Genomic DNA, 13,221 nt, shown 5'->3' with positions numbered 1-13,221 from the left:
GCCCTCGTAGGAAAGAAACCAATGGCCGCGCATCACGCGCGGGAGAGCGCGTCGGCGACCGACAGCTTGCGTGCCGGTTCGCTGCGACGGCGCGTGTCGGGGCCGGGCAGCAGCCGGCGCGCCGGTGCCGTCAGCTCGCGTGCAACCTCGCGCTCGGGCACGGGTGCCGCTGTGCGCTGGCGCGGCAAGCGCGAATGGGCATAGCCGTGCGGATGCATGGATTGCCAGCGCCAGGTATCGCGGCACATACGCTCCAGGTCGTATTCGGCATTCCAGCCCAACAGTTGGTTGGCCAGTGCAGTACTGGCGAAGTACACCGCCACATCGCCTTGGCGGCGTGGCGCGATGCTCAGCGGAATGCGCCGGCCGCTGGCGCGTGCGAAAGCGGCCGCCACTTCACGGACGCTATAGCCGCGCCCGGTGCCAAGATTGACCACCAAGCCCTTGCGTTCGCGCTGCAGGTAATCGATGGCATCCACGTGCGCGCGTGCCAGATCCATCACATGCAGGTAGTCGCGCACCCCGGTGCCGTCGTCGGTGGGGTAGTCGTCGCCGAACACCTGCAGCGCAGCGCGTCGACCGACTGCCACCTGCGCGATGTACGGCATCAGGTTGTTCGGCACTCCGCGCGGATCTTCGCCGAGGTATCCGCTGGGATGCGCGCCCACCGGGTTGAAGTAGCGCAGCAAGGCCGCGTTGAACTCCGGCCAGGCCGCGCTGAGGTCGCCGATCATCTCTTCCATCATCAGCTTGGTGCGCCCGTACGGGTTGATCGCCTTCAACGGTGCGCTTTCTTCGATGGGGCTGCAGTTGGCATCGCCATAGACGGTGGCCGACGAACTGAACACCAGGTTGCAGACCTTGGCGGTGCGCATCGCGCGCAGCAGTGCCAGCGTGCCGGTGACATTATTGTTGAAGTACAGCAGCGGCTCGCGCACCGATTCGCCGACTGCCTTGAGCGCGGCAAAGTGCAGCACCGCGTCGATACGTTTGCTGATCATCAGCTCGGCAAGCTCGGGTGCACGCACGTCCATGCAATGGAACTCCGGGCGGAACCCCATCAGATGCTGCAGATGGGCGAGCACGCGCTCGGAGGAGTTGCTCAAATTGTCGACAATGCACACCTTGTGCCCACGCCGCGCCAGTTCCACGCAGGTATGTGAGCCGATATAGCCGGTACCGCCGGTGACCAAAATTCTCATTGTTGTCTGCCTTAGAGGGGCGCGGCTGTGCTGGCCTGCCCATGGTGCGGATGCACCACGTCGCATGCGTCGATGCGTGTCGGATGATGTCGTCGCGCCAGCAGTGCATTCGCACCTGCGCCACATCTGCGTGGCGGGCAGCACTGTTCGAAAGAGGGGGCGTGCATCAAGGTCCAACGCCACCTACGGTAGGTGGCGGGCCGTGAGAGCAACCGCAGGAATGGGTGTGTGTCACGCGAGCAAAACGTTGACCGGAAACTCACCTGTGGTGTGCGTTCTTGCACGCGCCCGAAATAGTCTTCGAGTGCCATGCGGCCAATGAAGGCAGCGCGGGCTGCGCTCGCGCCTGCAATGTACTCGCAAGGAAGCGATGCATGAAAAAGCCCGCGTCGCACGGCGGGCGAGGCGGGCTGCAAGCGACTCTGAAGCGTTACAGCGTGACTGCGCCGCCGGCAATCGTCAGCAAGGTGCCCGAGGTGTAACTGGCGGTATCGGCTGCCAGCATGACGTAAGCCGATGCCAGCTCGACCGGCTGACCGGGGCGCCCCATCGGTGTCTGCGACCCGAAGTTTTCCACCGACTCTTCATCCATGCCGGAGGGGATGAACGGTGTCCAGATCGGACCCGGCAGCACCGCGTTGACGCGGATGTTCTTCTCCGCCAGCACGCCGGCCAGGCCAATGGTGAGGTTGGCCAATGCGCCCTTGGTTGCGGCGTAGGGCAGGATATTCGACGTTGGTTTCTTCGACTGCACCGAGGCGGTGTTGATGATGGAGCCGCCATCTGTCATCAGTGGCACCGACAGACGCACCAGGTTGAAGACCGCATGCACGTTGGTATCGAAGGTCTTGCGCCACTCCTCCAGGGTGATGTCCTCGAAGCATTCGAAATACTTCTGGTAGCCGGCGTTGTTGACCAGGATATCCAGTCCGCCGAGGGTGCTGTTGACCTTGTCGATCAACGCCGCCGCCTGATCGGGATCGCTGATGTCGCATCCGACCAGAAGCGATTTGACGCCGGCCTTTTCGATCAGTGCGCCAATCCGCGCGGCATCTTCCTGCTCATCGGGAAGGTAGGCGATTGCCACATCGGCGCCTTCGCGTGCGTAGGCAATGGCGACCGCAGCGCCGATCCCGCTGTCGCCACCGGTAATCAATGCGCGCTTGCCTCTCAGCTGGCCGTGGCCCACGTAGCTGTCTTCGCCATGGTCCGGCCGCGGGTCCATCTGTTCGGTGCGGCCGGGAAAGCTCTGCTGCTGTGGCTTGAAGGGTGGGCGTGGATAAGTGGGTACGGTCATTGTCGTCTCCTGACGGTGGGGTCGTTGGTTGAACGCCAGTGTGGTCACGCAAACGTAAACATCCGGGCTAGGCGATGTCGGCACCGCGTGTGTTGCGCACTGCGCCATGCACGCTGCAGTCTCAGTGGCGACACTGCTGTTGAACACACCCCATGGGGTGTGCACGCGAACTTCATGCGCTTTAGCCAATGACGCTCGATACTGCGCGCATCGTCAGGAGGTCATCCATGGTCTTGCACCGGAATGGGCTGACGTTGTGTCTGCTTGCGCTGACCGTGTTCTTCATTGGTTGCCAGATCTACGCCGGGCTGCATGCGTACAACCACGCGCTGCGCGAACAGGGGTCGTCGGCACTGCTGCGGTCTGCCTACCTGCACAGCCCGCATTTCATGGCTGCCTTGTTCGAAAACTGGGAAAGCGAATTCCTGCAGATGGGCATGTAGGTGCTGCTCACCGTCAAGCTGCGTCAGGTAGGCTCGGCCGAATCGCGGCCGCTCGATCCGGCCGAAGAATGCAGCGACATCAAACCCGGAGCCACTCCTTGGCCGGTACGCGCCGGTGGGGTGTGGCGACGGCTGCATGAGCATTCGCTGGCAATCGCGTTCGGGGCTTCATTCCTGATGAGCTTCGCACTGCATCCGGTCGGCAGTTGGCGGCTGGACCTCCTGGAGCGCGCGCAGCATCAACGCGCACCCACTTCACGCCATCACCCGGCTTCGTTCACTGCGTTGCAATGCATGCCCGCCTAGCGTTGCATCACGACGAAAACGCAGGAGCAACGCATGGGTAGCGAACCGAAAAAGCCGTGGGGTCCGGAAGACGACCAGAAAAAGCCGTTCACCCCGCAGGAGCGTCGCAATGAAGATGTCGAATGGAAGGTGCACGACATGCCCGACGAAGATCGCGACGTGAACAAGGCCGATCCCGAGCGCGATTACGAGCGGCCGGATGGCTTGGAAAAACGCTGAGGCACACCAGCAGCATCACCCTGGCGCCCGCCGATGCGGGCGCTATTCGTTTCTAGCAACGTCCTTGCCTGGCAGCTGAGGTAAGCAGGCCGGCAGCGTTCGCGAAGTCCGGCCATCGCCGCAGCATCGCAGTGCGCTAGCGATGCATCCCATTCCAAGCAGCGGCCAGCCCGTCTGCCGGCTGCGCAGTCGCCTCGTTCGCCGCTCTTGTCCATTGCATCCCGGACGACTCGCACTACGGCGCCAGCACTCAATGATGATGGTGATAGCCCACGTCGGCGGCGATCTTGCCGCGAAAGACGCGGTACGACCACACCGTGTAGCCGAGCACCAGCGGCAGCAGCACCACCAGGCCCACCATCGGAAAGATCTGCGAGGAGGGCGGCGATGCCGCCTGCCAGATGGTGTAGCTCGGCGGCACCAGGTACGGCCACATGCCCAGCACCAGGCCGATAAAGCCCAGCACGAAGATCGCCAGGGTCAGCAGGAAGGGCGATGCATCGCTGCGCGAGCTGTCGCTGCTGCGCCACAGCGCAAGTGCCACCCCCGCGGTGATCAGCGGGATCGGCGACAGCCACCAGAAATTGCCGTGCTCGAACCAGCGCGCCATCACATGCGAGCTCAGGAACGGCAGCCATGCGCTGACCAGCACCACGAAGGTCACCACCACCCCCACCAGCGGCTTGGTCAGTTGCCGCGCCAGGGTGTGGGTACGGCCATCGGTCTTGAGAATCAGCCAGGTGCTGCCGAGCAGCGCATAGCCGAACACCAGCGCGGCACCGGTGAGGATGGTGAACGGGCTGAACCAGCCGAATACGCCGCCGGTGTAGCGCCCGTTTTCCAGTGGCATGCCTTCCACCAGCGCACCCAGGATGATGCCTTGCGCGAACGCGGTCAGGATCGAGCCGGCAATGAACGACAACGTCCACAAGCGACGCGAGCGCTGTGCCTTGAAGCGGAATTCGAATGCCACGCCGCGGAACACCAGCGCCATCACCATCAACAGCACCGGGAGATACAGGCCCGACAGGATCACCGCATACGCGGTGGGAAACGCGGCGAACAGGCCGGCGCCGCCGAGCACCAGCCAGGTTTCGTTGCCGTCCCAGATCGGTGCTGCGGTGTTCATCATCAGGTCCACTTCCTGCTCGTCGCGCGCGAACGGTGCCAGCATGCCCAGCCCCAGCACGAAGCCGTCCAGCACCACGTACATCAGCACGCCGAAGCCGATCACGCCGAACCACACCACCGGCAACCAGTAACTCAGTTCCATGGGGTGTTCTCCTGTTCCAGTGACGTATCGGCTGCCGACAATGGGCGTGCCGGGGTGTGTTCGCCTCCGGCCACGTGCGGACCGTCGCGGCTGGCCTGCGGCCCGGCGCGGACCAGCTTGCTCAGATAAGAGATCCCAAAGCCGAACACGAATGCATAGCCCAACACATACACCAGCAGCGACACCGCCACGGTCGCGGTCGATTGCGGCCCTACTGCATCGGCTGTGCGCAGCAGCCCGTACACCACCCACGGCTGGCGCCCGATCTCGGTGACGAACCAGCCGGCCACCAACGCGACGAATCCGGCCGGCAGCATGATGTTCCAGGCCAGGATCAATGGCCTGGCCTGCAGGCGCCCGCGCCACCAGGCAATGGCCGAGACCCAGGCCAGCACCAGCATCGCCATGCCCAGGCCCACCATGATGCGGAAGGCGAAGAACACCGGCGCCACCGGCGGCCGTTGATCGCGCGGCACCGAGGTCAGCGGCGTGATCTCGCCGTCTGCGCTATGGGTCAGGATCAGGCTGCCCAGGCGCGGGATGGCCACTTCGTAATCGTTGCGCTCGGCCTCGGCGTTGGGCAGCGCAAACACCACTAACGGCACGCCGGCGCCATGGCCTTCGCCGTGCCAATGCGCCTCCATCGCGGCAACCTTGAGCGGTTGATGTTCCAGCGTGTTGAGCCCGTGCTGGTCGCCCACCAACACCTGGATCGGCAGCACGATGGCGGCAAAGGCCACAGACAGGCGCAACATGCGCGCGCCCGCATCCACGTGCAGCCCCTTGCGCAGGTAATAGGCGCCAACGCCGCCGACCACGAAGCAGGTGGTGATGAACGAGCCCAGCGCCATGTGCACCAGGCGATACGGAAACGACGGGTTGAAGATGATCTGCATCCAGCTGACCGGCTGCACGATGCCGTTGACCACCTCAAAGCCGCGCGGCGTATGCAGCCAGCTGTTGGACGATAAAATCCAGAACGTGGACACCAGCGTGCCGATCGCCACCATGCAGGTGGCGAAAAAATGCAGGCGCTCGGACACGCGGCCCCAGCCGAACAACATCACGCCCAGGAAACTGGCCTCCAGAAAAAAGGCGGTGAGTACTTCGTAGCTCAATAGCGGGCCGATCACGCTGCCGGCAATGCGGCTCAACTCGGGCCAGTTGGCGCCGAACTGAAACGCCATCACGATGCCGCTGACCACGCCCATGCCAAACGACACCGCAAAGATCCGCAACCAGAAAAAGTACAGCCGCTTCCACGCCTCGTCGTGCGTGCGTAGCCAGCGCCATTCCAGAAAGCCGAGCAAGTTCGCCAGGCCAATGGTGAAGGCCGGAAACAGCACATGGAACGAGATGACGAAGGCGAACTGGATACGGGACAGCAGCAATGCTTCCACAGGTGTCTCCTAAGAGCGGCTAAACACGATCTCGCGGGCGGTCGTCAGGTGGGTGCGGGCGGCGCGCTCAGCACCGCAGCGTGCGTGTGTTACATGCCGCCCCGGGCACTGAGCGCGCCCGTGCGACGGTAGGCGCAGCAGGTTGTTGGCTTCTTCAAGGCCCGGCGGCACGCACTAGCGCTTGCAGGTGCGCTGCCGCATGGCCGCCAGCGTGCTGCGGCAATTGCAATCTGCAGCCGCGGCGCACAACGCAGGCACGCGCACTTGTTAGAGCATGCCGGCCGCATGGCGGTACGGCTGGCGGATGACTGCGAGCCTGCGCGCAGGAGGCAATGAAAAGCGTGATGTGCTGCACGGTGCGCCGTCCTGCCTACGCGTGGGCGACGCTTGCGCATCGCCGCGGCAGCGCATTGCGCAATCAAACGCACCCAGCCGTGCGGCGTGTCATGCCCGCGTAAATGGCGCAGGCAACGCGGTGCCAGCCAATCGGCGAGTACCGCATTCATCGAGCCGGGCGTCAGGCATAGCGCATCGCGCACTGCCTTGATCACGTCTGCCTCGGTCAACGTGGGCTGCGCGTCATAGGCCGCACAGACTGCGCGAATGGTGTTTTCCGGAATTCCATCGAAAGGGTGATAACCAAGCTGGCCGCGGCGATGCTCGCCACGCCAGTAGTCCAACTCGGTTTGCGCATCGGCTTGCACGGGCGTGGCGACAGCATGCATGGAGCACCTCGTCTCACGGTATGGCGTAAGTATTTGCCGCCACGCGATAGCAATACGTGAGCACAGCTTGCACACGCTCTCCACGCACGAGGCGTAGGCTGTGGGTCACCCGGCGCACCCAACCCCAAGAAATGCAACACGGTCCTCGGATAGATCAAGCGATAGATCAAGCGGCGCCATAGGGGCGTCGGCACACGTCGGCACACACTGATAGCCTGGTAACGATGCACCACTGCAAGCGAGCTGAGCTGGCGCTCGACCAAGACGGCACTTGCTATTGAACTGGCGTGCGTGCCGCCGCAAACCTTGCACTTCTTGGCGTTTCGTCAGCCTCGAAGCGGCCACCGACCCCGACCATGACGCTTGGCACTGGCGCAATCGAGCGCTTCCGTGCGTACTTCGCTCACCGTTATCAGGGCGAGCTCGACTTGGGGGAGAGCGCCGCACCACTGACAGATCGTGACAGCAGTATGCCTTCCCGATGTGGTGCGCAGGCGCGTTTCGCGCCGCCGTCACAATTCTCAACTGAACATGTATCAGTCATTGCGGACAGAAGCGCCCATGGAACGTCTTTCCTGCGCCATCATCGACGACGACGTGGAGTTTTGCGATCAGGTGGTTGAACTCGCCACCGATAGCGGCTTCCGTGCCAAGGGAATCCACACCCTTGGCGAAGCCAGCCGTTGGCTGGACAGCAACTTTCCCGACCTGTTGGTCGTGGATGTTGGCCTGCCAGACGGCAGCGGTTTCGATCTGATCGAACGGCTCGACCCGGATCACACCCCACAGATCGTGGTGGTGTCGGGCGACTACGCCTGCGAAACCAAGGGCCGCGCGCAGCAGTTCGGGGTTAGCGAATTCCTGACCAAGCCCTTTGCGCCCGAACGCCTGGAGCGTGTGCTCGGCGGGCTGCGCGAAGCGCGACAAGGCAACCTGGGTATCTTCGGCAATAGCGACAGCATCGTGATGCTGCGCAAGGACATCGTGCGTGTGGCGCCGACCGATTTGAATGTGTTGGTCACCGGCGAAACCGGCACCGGCAAGGATCTGGTCGCGCGCGCCATCCACCGCGTGTCCGGCCGCCGCGGCCGCTTCGTGCCGGTGAACTGCGGCGCCATTCCTGAGGAATTGCTGGCCAGCCAGTTGTTCGGCCACGAGCGCGGCAGCTTCACCGGCGCCGACCGCCGGCATGCCGGGTTCCTGGAGCAGGCCGCAGGCGGCACGCTGTTTCTGGACGAAATCGGCGAAATGCCCAAGCGCCTGCAGGTATATCTGCTGCGGGCGATCGAGTCGCGCAGCTTCATGCGCGTGGGCGGCAACGAGGAAATTCCGCTGGACGCACGCGTGGTTGCGGCCACGCATCAGCACGTGCAGCGTGACCACGGGGTGCTGCGCGAAGACCTGTTCTACCGCCTCAACGAATACCCGATCCAGGTGCCGCCGCTGCGCGAGCGCCGTGGCGATGCGCGCCTGCTGGGGTTGCGTGTGATCGACGAGCTCAACGTCAAGTACGGCGCGCGCAAGTTGCCGACCAAGTCGCTGCTGCGCTATCTGGCGTACCACGCCTGGCCGGGCAATGTGCGCGAGCTGCGCTCGTTCATCCATTACCTGTATCTGCGCTCCGATGGCGATCTGTTGAGTGCGCCGGATGTGGAGCAGACCGTGCCGCAGGCCGATGAAGACGGGTTGCTGATTCCTGCCGGCTGGACCATGCGCCAGGCCGAAGACGCCATGATCGAATCGGCGCTGGCACGCACGCGCTTCAACAAAAAGGCCGCCGCGCGCGAACTGGGCATCAGCGTACGCACCCTGCATAACCGGCTCAGCGACAAGGATGCGTAGTGAGTGAGCTACCGCAAGGGCAGCGGCGCGAGCTGCTGCATCAATTGCGCAACCGCCTCAATGTGATGGGTTTTGCGCTGTACGCCTTGCGCAACGAAACATCCAAGCCGCTGGAAACGCTGCGCACCGCGCATCAGTCTGCGGTAGAGCTGCTCAATCAGCTAGGCGAACAGGAGCGCGCCCTGCAGCAGGCAGGCGAGTTGCCGCGGGATGTTCCGCCCCCTGCCAGCAGCGATGGATGATCGGCCAACGCGTCAGTGGTTGGCCAACTCGGTCTGCTTGCTGAGCAAGCTGGTGATCGTGCGCGGGTTGTACGGCTTCATGCAGTACGACAGATGCGCGAAGCGCTTGGGCAGGGTGTAGCGGTCGTAGCCCGAGCAGAACGAGAACGGTACGCCGCGTTCCAGCAGCGCATCGGCCACCGGAAAGACCGCCTGGCCGCGCACATTGACATCCAGCAAGGCGCCATCGATGACCTGACCCGAGGCCACCAGCGAGAGCGCGTCCGGCACATTGCCGACCGGTCCCACCACGCTGACGCCGGCTTCCACCAACAAGTCGTTGAGCGACTCTGCCAACAGATAGTCGTCCTCGACGACAAGAATGCGGCGGCCGGTGAGTATGTGGTCGTGCATGGCAGGCTCCAGGGCGGTGGCACATCAGGCGACGCGCGTACGCATGGTGCGCGTAGCGCAGGTTAACGGCGCGCGTAAGCAGGCGCTTCCAAGACCGGCCTCTGCAAGATCTTTTTGGCACTGCATCAGAGCGACCAGGCAAGGCGAGTGCGCGCTGCCAGGCGGGCGCGGTCGAACCGGCATGTCGCACGCGTAGACGCAGCCTCGTACAGGCCCGGCTGACCAGAGCGCGCTACGCTGTCTGGTCCGCTCCAAGCGCTGCATGGCAAGGCGCCGTGCTTTGCGTCATCATCGCCGATTACGCTTGAAATCAGCGCTGCGAACGATGGTGTTGCCATGACCGACGACGAAACTTCCAACGACGATATCGCCCCGGACGCGACGACCCAGCAGCCCTTGTTCGTGCTTGGCGTAGGCGCTGCCGGGCTGGATGCCGGACGCCTGGCGGAATTGCTCGATGCGGTGGCGGGCGCCTCGAACCTGGCCATCATGCTGCTGCTGCGCGACCGCCAGTTGCTGGACGAAGCGCGTCTGCGTGAATTGCTTGGCAGACAGGCCGCGCTGCTGTCGGTGCCCAGCGATGGTGAGCGGTTGCAGCCGGGGCGCTTCTATCTGCCGCCCAGCGAGACCGTGGTGACGCTGGAAGAAGGCCGCATCCGCCTGCGTGCATTGCCCGGTGGCGAAAGCGATCACGGGTTGATCGACGGCTTTTTCGTCTCGATGGCGCACGATCAGGATGGCAACGTGATCGGCCTGATCATGGGGCGCCTGGACGGCGACGGCACGCTGGGCACTGCGGCGATCAAGGAGTGCGGCGGGCTGGCGCTGGCCGTGGACGATGCCTCGCTGCATGGGCTGGATCTGCGTAGCGCCAGCAATCCGGCCGCCATCACCGACGACATCCTGCCGCTGCCGCAGGTTGCGGCGCGTATCGCTGCGCACATGCAGCGCCATCATGGCTTCGGGCATCCGGTGCCGGTGGGGCTGCGCAACGGCAGCGAGAGCGACAAGCTCAGCCAGATTGCCGGCATCCTGCGCAATACCACCGGGCACGATTTTCATGGCTATAAACGCGCCACGTTCCTGCGCCGCGTGCAACGGCGCATGCAGGTCGCGCAGGTGGAAACGCTGGAGCAGTATCTGGAGATCCTGCGTAACCGGTTCGACGAGCCGTTGCAGCTGTTCAACGATCTGCTGATCGGGGTGACCAAATTCTTCCGCGATCGCCGCGAGTTCGAATTTCTGGAACAGCAGGTGATTCCGCGGCTGTTTCAGGGCAAGCACACCGGCGACAGCCTGCGCGTGTGGGTGCTGGGCTGCTCCACCGGCGAAGAAGCCTATTCGCTGGCGATGCTGCTGCGCGAGCATGCCGAAACCCTGGACACCGCCCCGCGCATCCAGATCTTCGCCAGCGATATCGACGGGCGTGCGCTGGCCACCGCGCGGGTGGGGCGGTATGCCTCCAGCATCGTGGGCGAGGTGGCGCCGGAACGCTTGCGGCGCTGGTTCGTCAAGGAAGGCGACACCTACGTGGTGAGCAAGGAACTGCGCGAGCTGTGCGTGTTTTCCCAACACAGCATCGTCAAGGACCCTCCGTTTTCGCGGCTGGATCTGGTGTCCTGCCGCAATCTGCTGATCTATCTGGACGCCGAATTGCAGAACCGGGTAATCCCGATCTTCCACTTCGCCATCCGGCCGGGCGGCTATCTGTTCCTGGGCAACGCCGAAAACGTCTCACGCCACGCGCAGTTCTTCACGCCCGTGGAGCGCAGCTTTCGGGTATTTCAGCGGATCGATGTGCAAAGCAACGTGCACGCCACGTTCCCGACCATGCAACTTGCGGCCGCTGCCAGGGCGCCGGCGCCACCGCAGCGGCCGCGCAATCCCAGCAATGCGCTGGTGCGTGCCGGCGAGCGCATCGCCGACCGCTATGCGCCGGCGTACGCCGTGCTGGACGAGCATTTTGACGTGCTGCATTTCTCCTCGCAGGCGGGGCGTTTCATCCGTCCTGGCGGCGGCACGCCCAGCCTCAACCTGATCAATCTGATCCACCGTGACTTGCGCCTGGACCTGCGTAGCGCGCTCAGTCGCGCCGAAATGGACCGTTCCCCGGTGCACGTCAAGGGGATCCCGGTGCACGAAGATGCGGCGTCCTGGGCGGTGAACCTGTTTGTCGAGCCCACGTCCGATGCGGAAGTTCAGCGCGGCTATGTGGTGCTGTTCCAGGAAGTGGAAGCGCGCGAACCGGTGGAGCCGCCGCTCCCGCGCGACAGCGTGCACGACAGCGGCCATGTGCAAGTGCTGGAAAACGAGCTGCGCATCACCCGCGAGCGCCTGCAGTCGATGATCGAAGAGCTGGAGAGCACCAACGAAGAGCTCAAGTCGTCCAACGAGGAATATCAATCGCTCAACGAAGAACTGCAGAGCGCCAACGAGGAACTGGAAACCTCCAAGGAAGAGCTGCAATCGGTCAACGAGGAAGTGACCACCGTCAACGGCGAGCTGGCCCATCGCGTGCAAGAGCTGGCGCGTGCCAACAGCGATCTGAAGAACCTTCTGGAAAGCACCCAGATCGCCACCGTCTTTCTCGACAACGAACTGCGTGTCACCAACTTCACGCCGGCCGTCACCGACATCCTGCCGTTGGTGGAGAGCGACATCCATCGCCCGATCAGCCATATCAAATTGCATGTGGATTACGACGAGCTGCAGGACGATGCGCGCCGGGTCATCCGTACCCTGGCCGTGCTCGATCGCGAGGTCGAAAACCCCACCACGCATGCGCGCTACATGGTGCGCGTGCTGCCGTACCGCACCGTGGACAATTTCATCGGCGGTGCGGTGCTCACCTTCATGGATGTCACCCCGCTCACGCGCGCCGAGCGTGCGCTACGCGGTAGCGAGCAACGCCTGCGTACCTTGATGGAAGGCATTCCGCAGCTGGTGTGGCGCTCGCTCGATGGTGGCCGCTGGACCTGGTCCAGCCCGCAATGGTCCAGCTACACCGGGCAGAGCGATGCCGACAGCCTGGAGCTGGGCTGGTTGCAGGTGGTGCATCCTGACGAACGCGAGCTGACCATGAACGCCTGGCTGGACAGTGCGTCCAAGGGTGGGATGGATATCGAACACCGGCTGTTCAATGCGGCCGAGCATGGCTACCGTTGGTTTCATACGCGCAGCGCGCCGGTCCGCGACGAACGTGGCCAGGTGCTGGAGTGGCTGGGCACCTCCACCGAATCGGACAACTTGCGCCGCCTGCAGGAACAGCAACGCGTGCTGGTGGCCGAGTTGCAGCACCGCACGCGCAATCTGATCACCGTGGTGCAGTCGGTGGCCAAGCAGACCGTGCAGACCAGCCAGAGCATGCCCGAGTTTGCCGGCAAGTTCGACGACCGGCTTGCAGCGCTGTCGCGCGTGCAGGGCTTGCTGTCGCAGTCGGACAATATGCCCACCACCATCGGCGCATTGCTGCGCATGGAGCTGGACGCGCTCGGTGCAGCGGTGGATCAAAAGCGCATCGTGGTGGAAGGCCCGAACGTGGCGCTACGCAAATCCACCGTGCAGACCTTGGCGCTGGCCTTGCACGAACTGGCCACCAACGCGCTCAAGCATGGCGCACTGGCAACGGACAGCGGCACCTTGTCAATCCGCTGGGAGGTGGTGTCCGCCGGTAACACGCCAGCGCGCCTGGTGTTGTTGTGGATCGAAGAAGGTGCGAGCCAGCAGCTGCGCGACGACCGTGATGAAGCCGGCGGGTTCGGTCGCCGCCTGATCGAAAAGGCCTTGCCGTACAGCCATGGCGCGCAGACGCGTTACGAGCTCAGCGACACGCGCCTGGAATGCGAGATCCAGTTGCCGCTCAATCCAGTGAACGATTAG

At 63.9% G+C, this 13,221-nt stretch carries 9 protein-coding genes, 1 other RNA gene and 2 pseudogenes; 5 read left to right on the top strand and 7 right to left on the bottom strand.

The window, feature by feature from the left end; genetic code table 11:
* Positions 1 to 32: 32 nt before the first annotated feature.
* Both galE and M3O59_RS18055 read right to left on the bottom strand, forming a co-directional pair.
* Positions 33 to 1,202 carry a UDP-glucose 4-epimerase GalE gene (gene galE / locus M3O59_RS18060; protein WP_116906184.1) on the bottom strand — a complete coding sequence of 390 codons (1,170 nt, stop codon included), beginning with the start codon at positions 1,200 to 1,202 and terminating at the stop codon, positions 33 to 35.
* Positions 1,203 to 1,632: 430 nt separating this feature from the next.
* Positions 1,633 to 2,499, bottom strand: a complete 867-nt coding sequence (locus M3O59_RS18055; RefSeq protein WP_116906183.1) for an SDR family oxidoreductase — start codon at positions 2,497 to 2,499, stop codon at positions 1,633 to 1,635.
* Positions 2,500 to 2,726: 227 nt separating this feature from the next.
* Here M3O59_RS18055 and M3O59_RS18050 point away from each other — a divergent pair.
* Together M3O59_RS18050 and M3O59_RS18045 are read left to right on the top strand one after the other, a co-directional pair.
* Positions 2,727 to 3,194 (top strand): annotated as a pseudogene (locus M3O59_RS18050) (DUF6766 family protein); the annotation flags it as partial.
* An 87-nt stretch (positions 3,195 to 3,281) separates the two neighbouring features.
* Entirely contained in the window at positions 3,282 to 3,467 is a 186-nt protein-coding gene (locus tag M3O59_RS18045; protein WP_116906182.1) for a hypothetical protein, read from the top strand.
* A 250-nt stretch (positions 3,468 to 3,717) separates the two neighbouring features.
* On the opposite strand, the gene cydB is transcribed toward M3O59_RS18045, so the two are convergent.
* The 4 genes and pseudogenes from cydB to M3O59_RS18025 form a co-directional block, all read right to left on the bottom strand.
* On the bottom strand, positions 3,718 to 4,740 hold the full coding sequence (gene cydB, locus M3O59_RS18040) for a cytochrome d ubiquinol oxidase subunit II (protein ID WP_064634447.1): 1,023 nt from the start codon (positions 4,738 to 4,740) through the stop codon (positions 3,718 to 3,720).
* Positions 4,731 to 6,140, bottom strand: a complete 1,410-nt coding sequence (locus M3O59_RS18035; protein ID WP_116906181.1) for a cytochrome ubiquinol oxidase subunit I — start codon at positions 6,138 to 6,140, stop codon at positions 4,731 to 4,733. The genes cydB and M3O59_RS18035 overlap by 10 nt, the downstream gene beginning before the upstream one ends.
* A gap of 17 nt (positions 6,141 to 6,157) precedes the next feature.
* A non-coding RNA gene (locus tag M3O59_RS18030) (sX9 sRNA) lies at positions 6,158 to 6,235 on the bottom strand.
* 357 nt (positions 6,236 to 6,592) lie between these two features.
* Positions 6,593 to 6,865 (bottom strand): annotated as a pseudogene (locus tag M3O59_RS18025) (hypothetical protein); the annotation flags it as partial.
* A gap of 561 nt (positions 6,866 to 7,426) precedes the next feature.
* Here M3O59_RS18025 and M3O59_RS18020 point away from each other — a divergent pair.
* Positions 7,427 to 8,707 carry a sigma-54-dependent transcriptional regulator gene (locus M3O59_RS18020; RefSeq protein ID WP_147308515.1) on the top strand — a complete coding sequence of 427 codons (1,281 nt, stop codon included), beginning with the start codon at positions 7,427 to 7,429 and terminating at the stop codon, positions 8,705 to 8,707.
* The gene (locus M3O59_RS18015) at positions 8,707 to 8,949 is read left to right on the top strand and encodes a hypothetical protein (RefSeq protein WP_064634443.1); all 243 of its coding nucleotides are present in this window, start codon (positions 8,707 to 8,709) and stop codon (positions 8,947 to 8,949) included. Before M3O59_RS18020 ends, M3O59_RS18015 begins: the two co-directional genes overlap by 1 nt.
* A 12-nt stretch (positions 8,950 to 8,961) precedes the next feature.
* Here the strand turns inward: M3O59_RS18015 and M3O59_RS18010 are convergent, their stop codons facing one another.
* Positions 8,962 to 9,342 carry a response regulator gene (locus M3O59_RS18010; protein ID WP_064634442.1) on the bottom strand — a complete coding sequence of 127 codons (381 nt, stop codon included), beginning with the start codon at positions 9,340 to 9,342 and terminating at the stop codon, positions 8,962 to 8,964.
* 336 nt (positions 9,343 to 9,678) lie between these two features.
* Here M3O59_RS18010 and M3O59_RS18005 point away from each other — a divergent pair, with 336 nt between their 5' ends.
* On the top strand, positions 9,679 to 13,221 hold the full coding sequence (locus M3O59_RS18005; protein ID WP_116906180.1) for a CheR family methyltransferase: 3,543 nt from the start codon (positions 9,679 to 9,681) through the stop codon (positions 13,219 to 13,221).

It is taken from the genome of Xanthomonas nasturtii (assembly GCF_023337365.3).
Lineage (GTDB): Bacteria > Pseudomonadota > Gammaproteobacteria > Xanthomonadales > Xanthomonadaceae > Xanthomonas > Xanthomonas nasturtii.
Note: the sequence above shows the minus strand (reverse complement) of the source record. Positions and strands in the feature narration are given on the sequence as shown.